Annotated in this window: 20 protein-coding genes; 15 read left to right on the top strand and 5 right to left on the bottom strand. The window is 33.7% G+C overall.

What is annotated here, in order from left to right; all coding sequences use genetic code 11:
• Positions 1 to 2 precede the first annotated feature (2 nt).
• A complete protein-coding gene (locus tag ACMAYS_RS11055; RefSeq protein WP_412463292.1) occupies positions 3 to 1016 on the bottom strand; it encodes a S8 family serine peptidase in 1014 nt (337 codons plus the stop codon).
• 194 nt (positions 1017 to 1210) lie between these two features.
• On the opposite strand from ACMAYS_RS11055, the gene ACMAYS_RS11050 reads away from it, so the two are divergent.
• Entirely contained in the window at positions 1211 to 1888 is a 678-nt protein-coding gene (locus tag ACMAYS_RS11050) for a hypothetical protein (protein WP_412463291.1), read from the top strand.
• Between the two features lie 80 nt (positions 1889 to 1968).
• Here the strand turns inward: ACMAYS_RS11050 and ACMAYS_RS11045 are convergent, their stop codons facing one another.
• Positions 1969 to 2424, bottom strand: a complete 456-nt coding sequence (locus tag ACMAYS_RS11045) for a hypothetical protein (RefSeq protein ID WP_103218321.1) — start codon at positions 2422 to 2424, stop codon at positions 1969 to 1971.
• A 416-nt stretch (positions 2425 to 2840) separates the two neighbouring features.
• Between ACMAYS_RS11045 and ACMAYS_RS11040 the strand changes: the two genes are divergently transcribed.
• The 5 genes from ACMAYS_RS11040 to ACMAYS_RS11020 all read left to right on the top strand — a co-directional run bounded on the left by ACMAYS_RS11040 (position 2841) and on the right by ACMAYS_RS11020 (position 5164).
• Complete coding sequence (locus ACMAYS_RS11040) at positions 2841 to 3113, top strand: RNA recognition motif domain-containing protein (protein ID WP_103218320.1); 273 nt, start codon at positions 2841 to 2843, stop codon at positions 3111 to 3113.
• Between the two features lie 59 nt (positions 3114 to 3172).
• The gene (locus ACMAYS_RS11035) at positions 3173 to 3385 is read left to right on the top strand and encodes a hypothetical protein (RefSeq protein WP_103218319.1); all 213 of its coding nucleotides are present in this window, start codon (positions 3173 to 3175) and stop codon (positions 3383 to 3385) included.
• A 410-nt stretch (positions 3386 to 3795) separates the two neighbouring features.
• A complete protein-coding gene (locus ACMAYS_RS11030) occupies positions 3796 to 4065 on the top strand; it encodes a PepSY domain-containing protein (RefSeq protein WP_412463290.1) in 270 nt (89 codons plus the stop codon).
• The gene (locus ACMAYS_RS11025; protein ID WP_103218317.1) at positions 4065 to 4487 is read left to right on the top strand and encodes a cytochrome b/b6 domain-containing protein; all 423 of its coding nucleotides are present in this window, start codon (positions 4065 to 4067) and stop codon (positions 4485 to 4487) included. The genes ACMAYS_RS11030 and ACMAYS_RS11025 overlap by 1 nt, the downstream gene beginning before the upstream one ends.
• A 176-nt stretch (positions 4488 to 4663) precedes the next feature.
• A complete protein-coding gene (locus ACMAYS_RS11020) occupies positions 4664 to 5164 on the top strand; it encodes a hypothetical protein (RefSeq protein ID WP_412463289.1) in 501 nt (166 codons plus the stop codon).
• 110 nt (positions 5165 to 5274) lie between these two features.
• On the opposite strand, the gene ACMAYS_RS11015 is transcribed toward ACMAYS_RS11020, so the two are convergent.
• Positions 5275 to 5742: a DUF2938 domain-containing protein gene (locus ACMAYS_RS11015; RefSeq protein ID WP_392992903.1), complete on the bottom strand. Its 468-nt coding sequence runs from the start codon at positions 5740 to 5742 to the stop codon at positions 5275 to 5277.
• 74 nt (positions 5743 to 5816) lie between these two features.
• Between ACMAYS_RS11015 and ACMAYS_RS11010 the strand changes: the two genes are divergently transcribed.
• Positions 5817 to 6194 carry a MerR family DNA-binding protein gene (locus ACMAYS_RS11010; RefSeq protein WP_392992900.1) on the top strand — a complete coding sequence of 126 codons (378 nt, stop codon included), beginning with the start codon at positions 5817 to 5819 and terminating at the stop codon, positions 6192 to 6194.
• 26 nt (positions 6195 to 6220) lie between these two features.
• Here the strand turns inward: ACMAYS_RS11010 and ACMAYS_RS11005 are convergent, their stop codons facing one another.
• Entirely contained in the window at positions 6221 to 7954 is a 1734-nt protein-coding gene (locus ACMAYS_RS11005; protein ID WP_412463288.1) for a cystathionine beta-synthase, read from the bottom strand.
• A gap of 132 nt (positions 7955 to 8086) precedes the next feature.
• Between ACMAYS_RS11005 and ACMAYS_RS11000 the strand changes: the two genes are divergently transcribed.
• Both ACMAYS_RS11000 and ACMAYS_RS10995 read left to right on the top strand, forming a co-directional pair.
• The gene (locus ACMAYS_RS11000; RefSeq protein ID WP_412463287.1) at positions 8087 to 9250 is read left to right on the top strand and encodes a lanthionine synthetase C family protein; all 1164 of its coding nucleotides are present in this window, start codon (positions 8087 to 8089) and stop codon (positions 9248 to 9250) included.
• Between the two features lie 14 nt (positions 9251 to 9264).
• A complete protein-coding gene (locus tag ACMAYS_RS10995; protein WP_412463286.1) occupies positions 9265 to 9885 on the top strand; it encodes an HD domain-containing protein in 621 nt (206 codons plus the stop codon).
• A gap of 13 nt (positions 9886 to 9898) precedes the next feature.
• Here the strand turns inward: ACMAYS_RS10995 and ACMAYS_RS10990 are convergent, their stop codons facing one another.
• A complete protein-coding gene (locus ACMAYS_RS10990; RefSeq protein WP_412463285.1) occupies positions 9899 to 10450 on the bottom strand; it encodes a TetR/AcrR family transcriptional regulator in 552 nt (183 codons plus the stop codon).
• A gap of 84 nt (positions 10451 to 10534) precedes the next feature.
• Here ACMAYS_RS10990 and ACMAYS_RS10985 point away from each other — a divergent pair, with 84 nt between their 5' ends.
• The 6 genes from ACMAYS_RS10985 (at position 10535) to ACMAYS_RS10960 (ending at position 19617) form a co-directional block, all read left to right on the top strand.
• A complete protein-coding gene (locus ACMAYS_RS10985; protein ID WP_412463284.1) occupies positions 10535 to 11101 on the top strand; it encodes an NAD(P)H-dependent oxidoreductase in 567 nt (188 codons plus the stop codon).
• Positions 11102 to 11193: 92 nt separating this feature from the next.
• Complete coding sequence (locus tag ACMAYS_RS10980; RefSeq protein WP_412463283.1) at positions 11194 to 12192, top strand: hypothetical protein; 999 nt, start codon at positions 11194 to 11196, stop codon at positions 12190 to 12192.
• 18 nt (positions 12193 to 12210) lie between these two features.
• On the top strand, positions 12211 to 12867 hold the full coding sequence (locus ACMAYS_RS10975; protein WP_103218307.1) for a hypothetical protein: 657 nt from the start codon (positions 12211 to 12213) through the stop codon (positions 12865 to 12867).
• A gap of 74 nt (positions 12868 to 12941) precedes the next feature.
• Positions 12942 to 13784 carry a hypothetical protein gene (locus ACMAYS_RS10970; protein WP_392992880.1) on the top strand — a complete coding sequence of 281 codons (843 nt, stop codon included), beginning with the start codon at positions 12942 to 12944 and terminating at the stop codon, positions 13782 to 13784.
• Positions 13781 to 15493 carry an ankyrin repeat domain-containing protein gene (locus tag ACMAYS_RS10965; RefSeq protein ID WP_412463282.1) on the top strand — a complete coding sequence of 571 codons (1713 nt, stop codon included), beginning with the start codon at positions 13781 to 13783 and terminating at the stop codon, positions 15491 to 15493. The genes ACMAYS_RS10970 and ACMAYS_RS10965 overlap by 4 nt, the downstream gene beginning before the upstream one ends.
• On the top strand, positions 15490 to 19617 hold the full coding sequence (locus tag ACMAYS_RS10960; protein ID WP_412463281.1) for a hypothetical protein: 4128 nt from the start codon (positions 15490 to 15492) through the stop codon (positions 19615 to 19617). The genes ACMAYS_RS10965 and ACMAYS_RS10960 overlap by 4 nt, the downstream gene beginning before the upstream one ends.
• Positions 19618 to 19619: the final 2 nt, after the last annotated feature.

Below are 19619 nucleotides of genomic sequence, written 5' to 3'. Positions count from 1 at the left end.
TGTTATTTAAGTGCCTCATAGGCATCTACAATTCCACCAGATACACTCAGGCCTTCAAGGCTCTTTAGTGGACGACTTGTCTTAATTAGTCTCTCTCGCATTGTCCATCTCGACTGCGGCCCATGTGTTGCCAAAACCATGGCCGCAACTGCTGCAACTAGTGGTGTTGAAAAGCTTGTACCACTCGATGGACCATAGGTATTTGATAGGTGTGTTGTTAGAATTTTATCACCAGGTGCAAAGAGGTGAACTGATTGATCTCCATAATTAGAAGACTTTACTCTATTACCATTCTTATCATTTGAGCCCACGACAATAATATTTGAAAATTCCTCTGCATAAGCACCTGGGTATCGATTCGTCGAGTTTTCAACTCCAACATTTCCAGAAGAGGCAATGACGAGAATCCCTTTGTCATTTAGTTCTCTGAGTACTTTCTTAAATGCCGGTGACGTTACTTTAAGCCTCGCAGAAAAGCTTATAATATCTGCTCCTCTCTCCATTGCGTATCTCATTGCCTCTATAAGGTGTGGAAGCTTATCCTTTCTCTTTGCCATAGGCTCTGGTTTAACGATAGGAATGATCTTTATACCTTTTGCAACGCCCTTGATACCGAGGTCATTGTCATGCTTTGCTGCAATGACGCCTGCTACAGCAGTGCCGTGTTTTGTTTGAAAGTCATAATCTCCTGAAAGATCACCATTTTTCTTATTCGCATTATAACCATAATAATCGTCTGTATAGCCGTTATTATCGTCATCAATCCCATTGTTTGGAATTTCCTCTTTATTAATAAGAATACTGTCTTTTAAATCTTCATGATCAATATCAAATCCAGCATCGATAATTGCAATAACGGGTTGATAATTTGACTCGAGAATTTTCCAGGCCTTTTCAATATTTGCACCCTTATTTTTAGCGTTATATTTCAGATGCCACTGATCTTTTTCTAGTGGGTCATTTGCAAGAGCGGTATTTAATGTGAAAAGAGTAAGAAGAATTGAAATTTTCTTCATTGATATTCCTTGTCGCTTCTAAATTGAATTCAAGCCGATTTATAGTATTTTTAATTACTTGGAACAAGCTAGGTGGTAATAATGACACGCTTTGAAAAGTGCATTATCCTAAAGATTTTACAATTTGGATGTCTTTAATATTAGATCTGCTATAAAGACAAAACTTTCAAGACATTATTTATTTAGGAATTATTATGAGAAAATTATCACTTTCTATTTTATTGCTAGCTCTTGGTCTTAATACTTATGCAATGGACTACAAGAGATATAAAGGTGGATGTGAATTCACTGCTTCTTACCAAGATATCTTTACTTACGAGACTCTTTTTAAGGATAAGAAACTCTCTTTTCGTAATAATTTCGTATACACTAAAACTAGACTAGGGCCTGTTGAAGTTCTTCACTTAGACAGAGGCTTTACTCCTGAGAATGTGGAGCTTCCTCTTGCTGATTATAAATATTTATATCAACGTTTTGTCTATCAAACTGCTCCAAGTCTATATACATTCTTTGCAGGACTTCCTTTAAGTAACTTTAAAAAACCTTACTCAGAGAGTGAAGGCAAGCAGCTATTAGTTTCTCTTATCAAATCACTTGTTGACGACGAATATAGTGCTCCTTTGGATGATGTCGATTACTTCGGGTCATATGTTGATTTTGATAAGCTATACGCAAGAGATACAGGGATTGATAATTATAGTTATCTTGTTAATGACAGAAATTTTGTTGGCCTAACAACAGATCATACAAAGCGTAGTGTAACGATTCGCTACCAACTTCACTTCTCGCCAAAAGTTCACAACGGTGCATCTTATCACTTATATATGAGATGTTTTGGAGGAGAAGAGATGAAAAGAGTTGTACGACAATAGAAAATAAAGTTATCAAAGAAATTTAGGGAAGCCTTGGTATCAGTACTTAGACTTCCCCAATATGATTAGAATTTATTATTTTATTTGCAAAGGTTTTCTAGCTCTCTCAGCGTTCTCTTCGCTGTCTTTGCACTTGATGAGCTTCTGTACCATAGGATGTAGTGAGAACGTTTCTTTGTATCGACATCACCATCTTCGTATTTTGTGTACGTAACTTCATTTGAATCGAAATAAATTGCTAGTCCGTAGTAACCATAGCCACTGTCTTGTACTTCAGTTCTATATCCGCCATTTCCTAGGTAGATCGTTACTTCTTGTTTTGAAGTCCAGTAATATAACTCTTGTGAGCTTTTAAGTTGAATTACACATACATCAATATCATTCACTGTATTGCTGTAGTTATCGTCATTATTTCTAAAGCCTGTTGGTGTATAATAGTCTAACTGATCGTATAGTTCGTAGAATTGATTATAACTAACAGATGAAAATGAGTTTAAAGAGAATAGTAACGAGAAAATGATAGCTAGTTGTTTCATTAAAAATACCTATGAATTATTGTTAAAATTATTTTTGGTTAACTATCATTCTATTAAAAGTATGTAAATTAATTTTTATTACTTGAGTTATTTTATTATTTTCTAATAATTATCATTTAAGCCTGTGTATTTACACAAAGATTACTCTATTTGCTAATAACGCATTGATAGGCTATACTTATAAAGTCGAGATGTTCTTTATGGCCATGTAGCTGGCAATCACTGAATAATAAATATCTTTTTGACTATAGGATTAATACAAAAATGATCCTAGGTTATTTTCTCTATTAGCAACAGTTTAAATAATTTTATTAAGAAAATGTACTTACACAATCTTGTGTAGCAGGGACAGTAGTCTCTTTATACTCTTAGCATGGATCCTATCTTGTTAAGAGCGATTTACCTTGGAGGTAAAAATGAAATCTAATATTTATGTAGGAAATTTATCATACGATATCGAAAATTCTGATCTTGAAAAGCTTTTTGCTGATGTTGGAAACGTTGTAGCAGTAAATGTTATTAGAGACCAAGAGTCAGGCAGAGCAAGAGGGTTTGGATTTGTTGAAATGGAAACAGCAAGTGATGCTGAAAAGGCGATCAGTAACCTTAACGATAAAAACTTTATGGGAAGATCGTTAATTGTGAACATGGCCAAAACTACAAAGAAAAAATCGCACGATCGCTACTAGTTTCTGAATAAATCGGGCGTCATTTTTTGGCGCCTTTACAATTTTACTAGGAGAAACTTATGATTATAGATTTTGAAAAACATATTGAAAATAAAACTGAAGTATATTCTCACGAATTTGGAGTAGGTAAAGTTATAAGTATATTTAAGCTATATGATGGAGTGTTTGATTATTTTGAGGTTCAATTCGAGAGAAATAATTTCAAAAAATTCTTTATTATGAGAGCAAGTGAAGAGATACGTATTTACTCTAATTCAATTATTTTGTTATAAGCATCTTTATTATACAAGAAGCTAATGTGATTTATCATTAGATTAAAATATCTTAATTTTTTTTCCAGAATTCATTTATGAACCTTGACTGTATAAAATTATCACTTTAAAATTTTTATAGTTAGGGAGTAGTCAGTTGCCACCCAAAAAGGCAAAAGTTACGTCGACATAATGGGGAAACCCCGGTGTAACTGCAAGAAATTATCTTGTTGACGAGACTAGCACTAGTAATTAATTGTAATTGCTGTGTTGTCTCGTACCCATCTATAGGACTCACTGCAATTCATGTAGTGAGGATAAAATTCAAAAATTTAAATTCAATTTAATCCGAAAACGTCTTCTATATGCCGATATATTATTGGTTTATATAGTTATGTTTTCATTAATATCAATCTAGAAAGGAGTATTAGATGAAAAAATTATTACTATTAGCAACAGTTGGTTTAACTCTTGTTTCATGCTCGTCAAAGAAAACTCAGTGTACAACTGAAGATAAGAGTAAATGGCAAAATGAAGAAGATTTTCAAGCAAAGTTAGTTGCCGAAGGTTACAAAATTAATAAATTTAAAGTAACTGAAGGAAATTGCTACGAGATTTACGGATGGGATAAAGAGCAAAATAAAGTTGAAATTTATTTTAGTCCAGTTGATGGATCGATCGTTAAGAAAGAGATGCATTAATGGGTGAGATAAGACTCCCACTTATTTTTAGAGTCTTACATTGGGGGGTGGCCATTGCGGTCATCCTCAATGCTTTTATTCTTGAAGAAGGTAAGCAAGCTCACCGTTATCTCGGCTACATTGCGGTCTCATTCGTCTTGCTAAGATTATTAATTCATAAGAAGAATCCAATCACTCATTATAATCCAAAGGCCAAGTATGTTTATTGGCTGATGTGGACAGCAATCATAGGATTGGCCACGACGGGATTTCTAATGGGACTTGATCGATTCTTTGGAAATGACTTATTAGAGGATATTCACGAAGTATTTTCTAATATTCTTATTTTCCTGTCTCTACTTCATTTAGGGGGAGTATTTTTTGATGCTTACAAGATGAAGAGAAGAACATGGATGGTTATGATAAGTGGGGAAAAAGAGTAGTAGGTAGCATTAAGTTTTAAAAACTTAGTGCTACTTTTTTTAATTATCTCTTATACTTCATTGAAATCATAATCTCTAGGTATAAAATAATCTTATTGCAGTGATTAATAATAATCATTTTATTTATTTTAATATGAATTATAGATTCTCTCTAGAACCTAACCAAGGAGAGAGAGATGAAGAAGTTATTATTAGGTCTATTAATTGCAGCAACTACTCAAGCAGGCGTTATTCATAGTGACCTTGATTGTCGCGACTCGAGTTTCGCTTATAATAAGATGTCAGTTCTTGAAACTGAAAATAGTCTAAATATTAGTCTAACAGGTGCAACAGTCTTTAAGCTTTTTAATCACTGGGAAGCTCGAGCTCTTACAAGCTTTAGTCTAGATAAGTCTAAATGTCGTTTCAGTGAAGATAGGCTTCTAATCAGTTGTCGAAATATTGAGAATATTACTGTGACACGTACTAATCCACTATTTGGCCAACCTCATGAAACAGATAAGGTTGAAGTCGTTAATCTAAAAAATTTAATGTTTGAAGTTCGCTTTGAAGAACGTGCAAATTACTCTCGATTTGTACTGGAAACACAATACGTAATTGAAGGCTCTGAAGAGGTTACTAGTAACAAAGTTAGTTTCTCTGGTGCTCGAGAAGTTGGTTGTGAAAGAGAATTTTAATACATTCGCACCTATTCTAAGTAATAATTAAACTAGGATAGGTGCGAAATTCGTTCTGTTGAAAATATCCTGAAAGTGTGTCTGCTCTTGCTTTTAAGCTTCCTAAATTTTTAAAGAGATAAAGTAAGTCCTGCTAAGTATAAACCTACTCCATATGAGGTATGTGCCATAATGCTCTTTACTCGTGTCTGAAAAGGAGCCGGGGTTAGAGATGCTGCGACACCAAATCCAAATGCTGGTTGCATGATATAAAAAGGTGCCAGTAATGTAATTAAACCAACGATAAGAGCAGGAATTAATTGAGGGGCAAGAAGCCAATCACTTCCGAAAATTATAATTAAGACAATTGCAAAAAATATTCCGATTAAATAGTGAATACTCCAGCCAATGAGTGATTCATTTGGAGCAGGCTTTGTTTGAATAATTGTTTGGTGGAAAAAAGTACCTTGGGTTATATAATATGCCCAACGGCCAACGAGCTTGTAATCAAGTCCTTTAATATTAAAGGTAATTTTCATCATATATGCCCATAAATCCATAAATAAAGTAGCGAGAATTCCTAGTATTATAATTTTCATAAAATATTCCTTTGTTATATTCACTCTACAAGTTAAAGTTAACTTCAAGTCAATTAGTGTTATCAAGGATTAATATGGATATAAGTGAATTATCAAAAGTTACATCTCTTGCTTCATCTAAGATTCGTTATTACGAGAAGATTGGTCTAATAAAGTCGATAGGTAGGCATGGCCTAAAGCGAGTGTTTCCAAAGGGTGTTATTCATAATCTCTCATTTATTTCATTGGCACAATCTTGTGGCCTAAGTCTAGAGGAGATTTCCTCAATGCTTACAGCTAACGGAAAGTTTAAAGTTAGACGATCACTTTTTACAAAGAAGATTAATGAAATTGATGAGCAGATTGAAAAACTAAAGAAAATGAAGAATAGCCTAGAACACTTGAATAATTGTAAGGAAAAAGATCATTTTGAGTGTGCAAATTTTCAAAAGTTATTGAAGGATGCCTTATAGGAGAAGTACGCGCTAGGCGCGTACTATTAGTAAGCTTCTTTTACAAATCTCTTAAAGACTTCCTGGTGTTTTTTTAGATCAAAGTCAGCAGCAACAGAGACGCGAACGATATAGTCTTTGTCGCTCTCTTTTGTCGTCCCTTGAGTTGAGGTTGCAGGAACTGTCCAGTAACAGCCTTTTAATTGGCCGTAGCTTACACAATGCTTACTTTCTTCAGGGATTGCTTCAATCATCATTCGGATAAGTTTGTGGTTAAGTTCACGTTTATGCTCTTCACTAGTCGCTGGAAGGTCTAGTGAGAAAACAGAAGGAGTAAAAGTTGCATCTGCAAGTTCATGCGAAACAAAATTGATCTTTGCCTTTGGAAGATGTTTCTGAATATAGTCAACAAGCCCACGTGTATTTGCATAGGCCTTAGCGATCCTTTCATTCATACCTGGCATTTCACGAGTTAAAATTTGAAGTTGTAGATTAGTTGCTACGTTATCACAAAGTTTCAGATGATTTTCAATATAGCTCATATACTCAGCAGCACTATCACTTGCAACTGCATAGCCTGCAGTACAAAGGCCACCACTTGGAAATTTTGATCCACTTACATATGAAATAACTTTCACGTCATTTAGGTAGCCGTGATCCCCAAAGAATTTTACATTTGGGCAAAAAGTTTGATCGAGATTGAAAACTGCACCAACTGCAGTTGCTCCATCATCAGTAAATCTTGGCTTCTTAAGAGTTTCACGCAGTTTAATTAAGTCTGGGATTTCAACACGTGGGTTAGTTGGAATCTCACCAATAATATATGGAACACCATCCGCATGAGCAACGTCTGTTAGAATACGCTCAAGTTCTGTTACCATATCTTTTCCACTATCAACTGGAAGGTCAATAATTTCGACGTTATCAATACAAGCAGCTACACGTCTTGCTTGGTCATTTGTTCCACCGTAACAATTCGGCGGTACAATGAACTTAATATCTTTTCCAGGATGGTTTACATTAGCAAAGTGCACTTGTCCCATCATGATTGCATATTGTGCGGATAGACCGCAGTTACTAAATGCAACTTGTGTCTTAGAGTTTGTGATATCCTGAATTGTTTTTGTTAGCTCTGTTGTATCAACAGTATTCATCTCACTTGGACTTTCTCCAAGCATTGCCTTAATAACTGTAAGACAGTTTTGCGGAGTCATGGCAATCGATTCACGACGTCTTACGTGTTGAATCTCTTTAATATATGCTTCATCATTACTATTTACAGTTATGATACTTCCTAGCTTTGGATAACGAGCAACATTGATATCAGCTTTTTCACTTCCATCGATTACAATTGTAGTTCCATCAAAATCCTTATCCATTTGTTGTGATTGAATAAAGTCGTACTGATAAACTGATTGAAATAATTCTGATAATGGCCTTTCACTAACGATTAGAGTGCGCTTTGCTAGAAACTTATTTGCGCGAAGAACGGCGAGGATTGGCATTGTTTCAGATGAAAATGAAATAACACTTTCAGCATTAAGTCCCGCTTCTTTTGCAATGGCCCACTCAAGAACACATGAAAGTGGATGACCAAGACGAATATAATCATATGCAGTTGGAAGTTCTTCTAGCTCAACTCCAGCTTCTAATTTTTGAAGAAATTCAACTTTGGCAAGTGACTCATTATAGATATCAAGTCTGTGTGTCGTTAAGCGCAGCCAGTCTGTCGGCATATTATTTACGATTTGCGTTAGTCTTTCTTTTATATTTGTGTCCATATGGAACTCCGTAATTGATTCAATATTTAGTGAGATTCTACGATATAAAATATCAGATGTCGGCCTTTGGCAGAGGATTTTTTTTGAACACAATGTTAAAATTATCCTAATAATACAGTGATAGGGATAATTATGTTGTTTGAACCAACAAAGCACGAAACTTTGATCGATGCTGGATGGAATTTAGAGAAAGTAAACGAAGTTATTGAGTTAATCTTTAATGACACTCTGAGAAATTTTGATGCTAAAAAGTATTGGATTGCAGACAAGAATGAAGATGCGCAAATCGAAAGTAATAAGACGATTTATTATGGCGCTGCAGGTACTGTTTGGGCGTTGAATAAAGTTTCAAAATTTCTTAATCGTGAGCTCCCTTTCAATAAAGTAGAATTATTAAATCAAATTCATGAGGACTATCTTCGTCGCCCAGATACTAAAAATGTAGTTCCTTCTCTTTTTCTTGGAGAAGTCGGGATTCTTCTCGTTCAAAACCAGTTTTCTCCTGCAAAAGTAACTCAAGATAAAATATTTGAGTTAGTTGAGTCTAATATCGAAAATGCAACCATTGAGGCCCTATGGGGTGCTCCTGGAACTATGCTTGCAGCTTCTTTTCTTTATCGAGAAACAAAAGAAGAGCGTTGGGCGAAACTCTTCCTAAAAAATGTCGATTTTTTAATTAAAAAACTGAAAGAAGAAGAGGCCAAAGGTGAGCTTGTTTGGGAACAAGATATGTATGGCAAGAAGGTTCGCTATATTGGAGCAGGTCACGGCTACTTTGGAAATATTTTTGGAATCTTAAAAGAGATTAATCTTCTCTCTCAAGGTGATAGGGATTATCTCCTTGCTCACGTTAAAAAAGTTATGAAAGCTGTTAGCAAGGAAGAAGGTGAGATGATGAATTATGAAGTTGTCTATCCACCAATGCCGAAAATAAAGCAGTTAACACAATGGTGTCATGGAGCTCCTGGGGTAGTGACTTCACTTGTAAATTATCCTCGCGATGAATTTGTTGATGACAGACTTTTAAAATCAGCTGAGGTTATCTGGCAAGCTGGGCCACTTAATAAAGGGGTTTCTCTTTGTCATGGAACAGATGGAAATGGTTATGCTTTCTTACAACTCTATAAAAGAACTGGTGATAAGAAATGGCTTGATCGCGCTCGTTCATTTGCCATGCATGCACTAACTCAAAGAAATGGCCGTGCTACTCTTTTTACAGGAGAGATGGGACTTGCTCTTTATCTTATCGATTGTATCAAAGAGGGAAGTGATTTTCCGTTTCTCGATAGTATTTGATGGGAGAGTCTTAGATGTTTAAAAAAGAATTGCTAGATAAGATTAGGTCATACTATGACCACGATGATCCGAGTCACGACTGGTCTCATGTTATTAGAGTTGCAAATTTATGTGAAAAACTTTCTCATGGCCAGGAAGTCAATTTAAGAGTCTTAAATACTTCGGCCTATTTACACGATATTATTAATATTCCTAAAAATAGTGAACATCGTAGTAAGGCCAGCGCTCTTGCTGCACAAAAGGCTAAGTCCTTACTTAGTGAATATAATTATACTGATAATGAAGTAGAGCATATTGCACAAGTTATCTTAGAGCATTCTTATAGTGCCAACTTAAAGGCCAGCTCTATAGAATCTGAAATCTTGCAAGATGCGGACAAGCTCGATGCAATGGGTGCAATCGGAGTGATGAGATGGGCCAGTTGTGGAACTAAGATGAAGTCTAAGTATTATCATCTCGAGGATCCTTGGGCACAAGATCGCTCATTAGATGATAAGAGCTATTCTCTAGATCATTTTGAAAAAAAGTTATTAAAACTAAATGATCGTCTTAACACGCAAGCAGGAAAAGAAGAAGGAATGAGAAGGCTTACTTTCTTTCATGCCTTCTTAGATCAACTTAAATCTGAAATATAATATAGCTATCGGCTTAGATGACATCTTTTAGGATTTTATCAATTTCCTTTTCAGAAAATTCTGCACAATTATCTATGATAAGAAACGAAACACCGTGGATACAGGCGAGTATTTTCTTTATTTTATAATCATCTTTCTTAAGCGATGTCTTTGTATCGATTGATTCTAAAAGGTATGCATAGAGTTGATCTGTAATGCTTTCAACTTCTTGAAACTCATCCATTGAACAAATTTTCTTAAAATAAATGGCCCTAAAGTGTCCCTCGTTTTCTTTTGCAAAATTAATATAAGCTTTACAGTATTTCAAAAGGCCAGGGGACTTTGAGTTTGAAATAAGATCAAACTCTTCTTTAAGAAGACTTACTCCTTGAAGAGCAAGTTTCACTGCAATCTCATTTCTTGATTTAAAGTGCTTATAAATTGCAGCAGGAGATACTTTACAAGCATTGCTAATATCTCTGATTGAGAAATCGACACTTCCATTCTCTGCAATGATTTGACTTGCATTCAATAGGATTGATTCTTTAAGTGCGCCATGATGATAAGTATCCGATTTTTTTCTCATTTCTTCATTTTGCCTTCTTTTGTCTTGAAAGTAAACAAGTGTTAACTTATATTATGTAAACAAGTGTTAACATCTGAGGAGCATATGAAAAATATATTAGTTATCCAAGGTCATTCTGATTCAACATCTCTCACATATTCTCTTGCTAAGTCTTATCTTGAGGCACAGGAGGCCAAGGGAAATCGTGTGAGCTTAATTGATCTATCTGAAATTGAATTCAATCCTATTTTAGACAAAGGATATAAAGAAATAGTTCCTCTTGAAGATGTGCTTATTTCTGCACAGGCATCAATACAAGAGGCCAGTCATATCGCTATCTTCTACCCAACATGGTGGGGGAGTCTACCTTCCAAATTAAAGGGTTTCTTTGATCGTGTTTTCTTGCCAGGATTTGCCTTTAAGTTTGAGCCAGGGCAGAGCTTTCAAACAAAACTTCTGAGTGGTAAGACTGCGACAATTGTTACGACAATGGATACGCCACCTTTTTATTACAAGTACGTTCAAGGGAATTTAGGGCCAAAGCTGCTTAAAAGTTTAATTCTTAGCTTTTCAGGGATAAAAACTAAGAGAACGGTTTTGGTAGGGCCTGTACGCAATTTCGATGATAACAAGACGAGGTCTTGGATTGAGAAAATGAAGTATATTGATTAATCATTATTCACCCTGTGTAAATAATCATGTAACACACAAACTAAAATTTATTCATGCTAACTTTAAGCAATAGTAAACTATTAGGAGTTAGAATGAAGCATTTTTTCGTTTTATCATTAGTCTTACCTTCACTTTTAATTGCATGTAAAGATAAGACAAATAGTCGTATAAATCATGAAAGTAACTCTACAGAAGTCTCTTCTGTTGCGAATACAAGCAAATTCAATTTGGAAAATATTGATATTTTGAAGCGAGTAAAATACGAAGATGTATCGATATCTTACAGTCCTGTAAATCTAGTTAGTGAATTTAGCGAGGGCAATATAATTTTAAAGAATCGTGATACATCCAAGGTTGTTGCACAGTTAAGTGTTTCTGATTTATCTAATATTGAAGAACTAGATATCTCTGGGACTAATCCAGTCTTTAGAAAAAAAGGCTCTAACAAAGAACTTATTCTTGAAGTATTCGATGTAATTGAAGCTGAAAGTATTCTTCGTCATAGCTTTTATGACAGTACACCGAATTCAAAATCATTAGAAAATGGGACAATCATCTTGAAGAGAAGGGATGATAGTGAAAACCTTAAAAACTATGTTGCTCATATTTCAGATGCACCTATTCAGTATCTCGCTGCACGCCGAGTCGGAAATCTCGATCAAAATGGAACCTATGAGTTTTGGTTTGATAATGAATTGAAGATGGTTAGAGAAGTTTCAAGTGACAATATTTCTAGAAAAGAATTTGAAATCATTGAGTCTATTAATATTGATAATGCTCTTAGTGAAAACTTTAAAATCGATTTTAATATTGAAGAATTAGACAAGGATTATAATAAAATTTCGTTTAAAGTAATTAACGAAACTGATAAAGGGGCCTTTGTTACATCAAACCCTATTACAGGATTAAGCCACAAGTGCGTTGAGATGAATTATAAAACCGGCATGATTTCAAAGAGAATCGAAAATGGCGTTTTATATACAATGGCCTTTAAAAAAGGCCTGCACCCAGAGTGTCTAACAAGTAAACATGAAGATAAATCAATATACATTTTTGATAAAGACCTTAACTATATCAAAGTTAAATACTAGTAATTCCAGGAGTTTAGAATGAGAACAACAATAGTAATTGGCATACTACTTGCTTTGTTTAGTAATAACAGCTTTGCCCAAAATTATTGTGATATAAGCCTAAAACAGATGGATGAATTTCTATCAAATAATTCTGGTTTTGCTCCATTTATAGAATATAGCTGTTTAGAAGGTAACCCAAAATATGTAAAGAGTGCTTTATCGATCTTTGCTCAAAACCTTCAAAAGCAATTTGATAAGTTAGAAAATCTTGAAAAGAGTGCGAAAGATTTTAAAAAGTCAAAAATGAAGGAAGCTAAAGAAATTGAAGATATGATGATCATTGATATTGGAAATAACGTCTTTCAAAATAAGAAAAACTTCTATTTCCAAAAGCTAATCAATATTAGCCAAGATATTGCAGTAAAGGAAAGAAACTTCATTAATGAAATTGATAATATGCGAGCAACGGGAGCATTACTTGAAAAATTTGTTCCACACCTAGAAGGTGATGTTGAATTGGTTAAAGCTAAATTCGGATATGACAGCATTGATGAAGTAAAGGAATTGAAAGAGTATCTATTTGACTACGGACAAGACTTAAGAGACACGCCACTTGAAATACAAATGGCACTAGACCAACTAAAGGAAACGCAAAAGCATTTGACGCCAGTATGGGAAAATTTAAAACTATAACTATATTTTTTTGTTTATTAAGCTCTTTTGTTTTTGCAGAAGAGCTTTTTGTAAAACCTAATCAAACAGTCTATTTGAATCTAAAAAAATTTAAGAAAGAAAGTGACTCTGTTTACTCTCTCTACATCAAAAAACTTACTCTAAACAACGAGTCTGTTTTATTCCTTCCAAGAGATCTCTCTAACAAAATAGCAAAAATAACTATTGATGAACTCCATATTCATGGCAAAGGCTATATTGCTCAGTCAGTAAGAAGCAATGTGAATATTGTACGTCATAAGGGAGAAGTTGGATTAAAAGAGTATTTCGAAGATTTAATTCCAAGGGCAGAGAAAGGGAAAGATGGGGAGCGTGTAAATCATGAGCGTGCTAAAAGTGGTGATGGAGATAAAGGCCGTGATGGAAAAGATGGAAAAAATGGTCGAAGCGGAATCAGTGGAATTAAAGAGTTAAATTTAGATATTAATATTGCCTCATTCGGACAGCTTGATGTCGTCTTAGTTGGAGAAAGTGGAGGTCATGGTGGAAATGGATCAGACGGTCAAGGTGGTAGCCATGCAGAGTGTGATAGAAATCGCGGTGCCAACGGTGGACATGGCGGAAATGGTGGACAAGGTGGATTCCCTGGAAGTGTCGGTGCAATAAATATCACATGGCAAAGTGACTTACCTCTTATTACAACAGGACAAATACCATTTGGATTAAATGTAAGACAATACGCGGGACTTGCTGGCAATCCTGGAAATGGTGGTGCAGGTGGCTCTGGTGGTGACTCTGTAAGATGCGGACTGTGGAAACGAAGTGGTGGTAATCCAGGTGAGCCAGGACGAATAGGAACATCTTTAAGAGGTGGTGGTGATTATATCTTTTTTGGCCGAGTTGGAGATGTCTCTATCATCAATAAGGATATGCAATGAGAATGATACCTTTATTAATTTTTCTCTATTCGAACCTTTCTTTTGGAAAATCAATTGCTGTAACTGGAAAGCCAGCAAATAGCGACTTATTCAGATCTGTTTATACTTTAGAGAATCAGGGGACATCAAGCTATTATTGTCGAAATATTTATCTTTATGGTATCGATTATTCATCAGATGGAGAGTTCGTTTATTCCTTAGACGATAAGATTCAAAATAAGTTAATCAATGCTAAGAGCTCAGTTGAAGTTGATCAAGGTTTATCACAAGATCTTATCGATATGGTTGATCTATTTCCAGACTTAACGGTCAGTCATACAAATATGACTTACAGTCATGACTGTGAAGTTAAGAGTGTTCGTATGAATAATATCTTTGTACTTGATGATGGTTCTCAATGTGGGACAGGTCTTTCATTAAAGAAGTATGTTTTAGATAATGGAAATAGGAATTTAATTAGTATTGAAGAAAAGGAAATAAACTTCACTAAAGATAGCATTTATACAAAATTAAATGTAGTTGATGCAATTCTTGTTTTAGATAAGGGAAGCTTTCAAGTACTAGATACTAAAGATAATTCTGTTACTCCTGTTTCATTTGATCTAGCGGATCAGTACTTTATTTCTGCTTTTGGGATATCTAAAGATAAGTTTGTCATTGTATCTTATGATAGAGAAGGAATGAAACTAAATCTTGTTATAAAATATAATGATAAATTTGAATCTGTTAAAGAAATTGTAACGAGTGTTGGAACATTAAGATTTAATGAAGCTAACGAAAAATTAATAAATGTAGAAGATGCCAAATATAAACTCTTTAAACAAGCCGAAAGAATCAGTAAAACAATTAGTGTCTATATTAAAGAAGAGATGTCATTTGAGTCTCTTGAAATTTTGATTTCATACCGTTTTCCAAAAACAAGAATGTTACAAACTAGTTATTCTCTAACTGAAAATCAGTTCACTAAGTATAAATATGATGTAAGTGATGTTTTTAGTGATAGTAATATTGGCTTTAAAAAGTATGTATTAGACCTCGGACAGGAGTTTAGAATTTTAAAAGATTTAAATATTAGCTTTGATAAGGTTCAAAATGAGATTTCAGAAGGTATGTATAAAAAAGCTGCACCTTCTAGTCGTGTATTAAGATATGGGGACTACAATATCAGCGCACGTAATGATTCGCTTAAATTATCATTCGATCAAAAGAGTATTGAAGTCGCAGGGACATGTCGTCCACAGCTGATTTTTTCAGATAAGAAGTATCTCTTCAAAAACGCTGACATTAATACTCTTTATCAAGGTAAAACACTATTGACGATGAGAGTGAGAAGTTCAAATTATAGTGAAGCATTAAAGTTAATCGCAAATGGTGCACGAGTCGATGAAAAGGATATTAGAGGAAAGCTTCCAATAGACTACGCGGTCTATAAAAGAGACTTGAAGATGATCAGATTATTACTTGAAAATGGTGCAACACTAAGTAGTTCAAAGTCATTCAATCTCAATGACCAGTTTGAGAGAACATTTGATGACTATGAATATCAGAGTCAAGTTACTCAAAAGGAAAATATTGAATATTTTAGCTATCTTGTAAAGACAGCTTTAGAAAAAGAATATTTTCACTTGAGTAAGAGTGAAAGAAGAATGTTAAAAGATAATATAGCTTCTATCACGGATCTCAATAAAGTCTTAAGTGGTGTTCTATGAGTAAATTATTAATTTTATTTTTATTTTCTCTGAATATTCTTGCTATATCTGATAGTGTTAAAAGTGCTATTGATATTGATAGTGTTGAAAAACTTGCAAAACATAAGTATGAAGAACTATCAAGTAGTTCAAGAGATAGGGCCGGACAAACACCATTAATTTATGCTCTCCATAAAAGAAAACTAAATGTAGCGAAGTATTTAATCACGAGAAAATTAGGTGTTAATGCAAAAGATTATATTAGTAGGTCACCTATAACGATTGCTCTTAGTAAGTTTGATGATCTCGAATTAATTGAACTGTTTATGGCAAATGGTGTTGATCTAAAAGTTAAAGATAAGCATCAGCGTGATATTTTCTATTATCTAGAAAAGAATAGTAATGAATCAATAAAAAAGTTTATTAAGGCCGAGTATAAAAAAATTCAAGATGTTTCAATTAGTCAAATAGATGAGTTGAAGAGTTCTCTTGTTAATGGAGAGTCAAAAAAACTTGAGCAGTACCTAAGTAAGTACCGTACGATTAATATTAAAATAAATAATACTTCTGTTTTAGATTTTCTGATTAAATCAAATTCTCTTAATAAGTGGTCAATGTCTTATCTTGCATCACTTGGTTTGGATGTATTTGAAACAGGATTTATCTATCAGCTTATTATTACAAAAAATTTCGAGGCTTATAAAGAATTGTCGAATTATCGTACAAATATCATAAGTGGTCCAAAAGGGGAGAGTCTTCTTGAGATTGCGCTTAAAAATGATGCTCCAGATGATATTTTATTAAATATTATTAAGAAACAAAAAGATCTTAAGATTAAAGATATTGAAGGTAACTCATACCTACATCTAGCAATTATCAAAAATCGTCCATTAATCGTAGATTCTTTGATTAAAAGAGGACTTAAACTTAGCCTTCGTAATAGAAATGGTGATACAGCATTAATGCTTATAATTGATAATTTTGATAATGCTAATGCCGAAAATTATATAAAGAACAATCTTGATTTAATCAATATCCAAAATAATGATGGTACTGATGCTGTTATTAAACTTGCAAAGTATAAGCCTGAGCTATTAAATTCTATTCTAAAAGAATTGAAAGGAAAGTATGATTTCACACATGTGGACAAATTCGGAAACCGTGCCGTTATCTTAGCAGACGTAACAACTCCACGTGCAAATCCTGCAGAGGTTGGAGCGACTTTAAATGAATTACCTAGTGTTGATTCAGCACAATTAAATACACCTAATCTAAATGCTGATATTAAAACTGTTGACCAAGTTGCTAAGGACTTAAACAGTATCGACTCTTATATCGGCGATCGTTTATTTGACAGATTTGTTAATGATAACGTTGATGCATATATTGCAAAATCAGTATCTAATTTTAAATCACATATCCTAAAATTAAAATCAGTTGAAGATGAAGACTTTTCTTTTGCATTAAAAGAAATTGAAGATCTTAAATCGAATTTGAGAAATACACAGAATTCTTTAAATGCTATAAAACTAAAGAAGATTGAAACAGTCGCATCTTATCAAAAGCTTAAGGCCAGTTTAGATGGTTTTGATAGTGAGGGTTTTAATCGAACGATTAATTCTAGTGTTTCTCAGTTAAAAGAGGAACTCAGTAATATCATCAACTTTGTAAATGATGTTAATTTTGAATTGAAAGAGTTTAGCTCTCATCGTAATGAGCTAGAAGGTGTTCTTAAGCAATTTAAAGAGGGCAAAGATAAAATCTCTCTCGAAATTGATATCGTTAGACAAGAATTTACTCAAACTAAGAAGCAACTTTTAGCTTCTATTGAAGAAACTAAGTTTTACTATAGTGGTGAATTATTATCTCTTGAATCTAATGTACGACATGAAAAAGGTAAGCTAGATCATGCTAAATCAAATCTGGATGAAGATGACAAGCTAATACGACAGGCGAATGCGAACATAGCTTCTGCTGTTTGGAGTAAAGAAGATTATAAGAGAAGAGAAAATCATCCGGGGCATGACCCAAATACTTGCCAGTGGACGACAAAACGTAGGGCAATGGTTAAGCGAATTGAAGAATTAGATAAACAAATTGAAAATTTAAATGAGAAGCGTAGAAGATCAAACCGAATATTTAACGATATGTTAAAGAATTATAATTTTACAAAGAATGAATATGCAAAATTTAAAGCATTTTCTAGTCAGAAAATACAAGAGTTTAGAACAAAAATTAATAATGAAATCAAATTAAAAGAAAATAATGTTAGAAATGAACTTGCTGCTCTTGAATATGGGAGAGACCTAGAGTTTGATGATGTAAGGATAGAAGTCGAAGGCTTAAAGAATGAAATAGAGAAGCGTTTTGGGGATATTTCTAGTGTTGAAAATACTTGGAATAATCTTTATTCTTCTGTGCAGAAACTAAACTCAATAGCATCTTTAAAGGATGCTATGAGGTGTGGGATGTTGGGGTGTGCTCCAAGCATTTTACTTCCTGATAATGGTACTAAGCTCGCAAAAGATTTCAATGATAAAGTTATGTCCCTTTCATTGAAATATGCAAGTTATTCTTCGGTTTATGATTCACAACATACATATCGTTATCAAGTTAATAATCTTGATAAAATGGCGCTTGAAATTGAAAACCTTAAGACACAAGAAGCTTCTTTATTAGATAGTGCCAGAATAATAAGTAATGATATAGTTTTAAAATCAAAAGAATTAAAAGAGATTAAGTCTCCTGATAATCAAGTATTAAATGAGCTAATTTCAATTGAGGAACTAGTTTTTAAGAATCAATTTCTAAAAACGACGGTAGAAGTTAATGCTAGTGAGCGAAGTGAATTAAAAGATGAGTTAGGAATCGATAGAGAGCTCACTGTTGAGTCTTTGATCGTTAAAGAAGAGCATAAATATGCCCCTTTAGTAATAAATTCAATATCTCTTAACTTCGAGAATTTAGAAACGCTTGAATCTTATTCTAAAGAAAATATTCCTTCATTATTAGGTCAGTGGTTCGATATTCTAGCTACAAATATGAAGGACTCTCAGGGTCTTTATACTATTGAAGGTCGTGATTTATTTATTCGTTCTTTAAAGGATAAAGTGACAATTGAAAAGGTAACAGATGGTGAACTTACTTCAGTTAAGATCCTTACTAGCTATGGTGATTTTGTTGTAGATGAATCAGGAATGCCAATTTCTGTAGATGAAGAGGATAAGTCTCCACTAGATTTTGAACTTACTTCAACAGGTATCGTAAGAGAGCGTATTTTAGAAGTAATTTCTAAATTTCGTAAGGTCTACCCTGATGCTAAAATGGAAGATTTAAAGCAAAATCAAAATCTTTCAATTATTGTTTCTCTGTTAAAAATGGCCGATCAGATTAACGATGCAAAAAGAGCTGAAGAGATAATTGATGTAATATTTGTTATTGCTAATCCTATTCTTCATGCTGTTCCAGGTGGGCCAGTTGTTGCAAAAAGTCTTGGTATGCTTAAATGTAGTTATGAGTATTTCAACCGCATTCGCTTAGGGATACACACTTCATCTCTTGAAGATGGTACGCGAATCGTTTCATGTTTGAGTGACGTGATATTATCGATTCCTTTTAGTAAACAGTTTAAGGGGCAACTATCAAGTTTTTTTGATGATGTAATCCCATCTAAGCTATTAGTTAATTTAACAAAAACCATTTTTGGAAGTGGTGCTGATAAGTTATTTTCAGTTAAATCAATAGAGATTCTTTTTGAAGGCATCTTTGGTTTAGCTGTTTCTGATTTAAATGAAAAACTGTTTGTTGAAAATGGTAATGTGTTTAAGAACATTGTATCTTCTTATCATTTTTACGATAGTGGAGTATCATTCAAGGGTGAAGCTGAAATAGTGAAGGCCGGACTCAAATTCAAAGCATTAGAAATGTTGTTAACATCCAATTTCAATGGTTCAGTTTATATTATAAATAAAAGTTTGAAGATTCTGAATGTTTGTAATTATAGTAAATCTCAAATAACTGAAAAAGTTGCCGAAAGTCTAGATATGAAGATTAGTACAGTAGAGTTAAATCCTTCTGTAGTTCTAAATAAAGGTGACAGTTCTTATTTGATAAAAGGAAGTTTATGTCTATTAGTAATCGACTAATT

Source organism: Halobacteriovorax sp. RT-2-6 (assembly GCF_047085025.1).
Classification (GTDB): domain Bacteria; phylum Bdellovibrionota; class Bacteriovoracia; order Bacteriovoracales; family Bacteriovoracaceae; genus Halobacteriovorax_A.
This window is presented reverse-complemented; position numbering and strand designations above follow the sequence as displayed.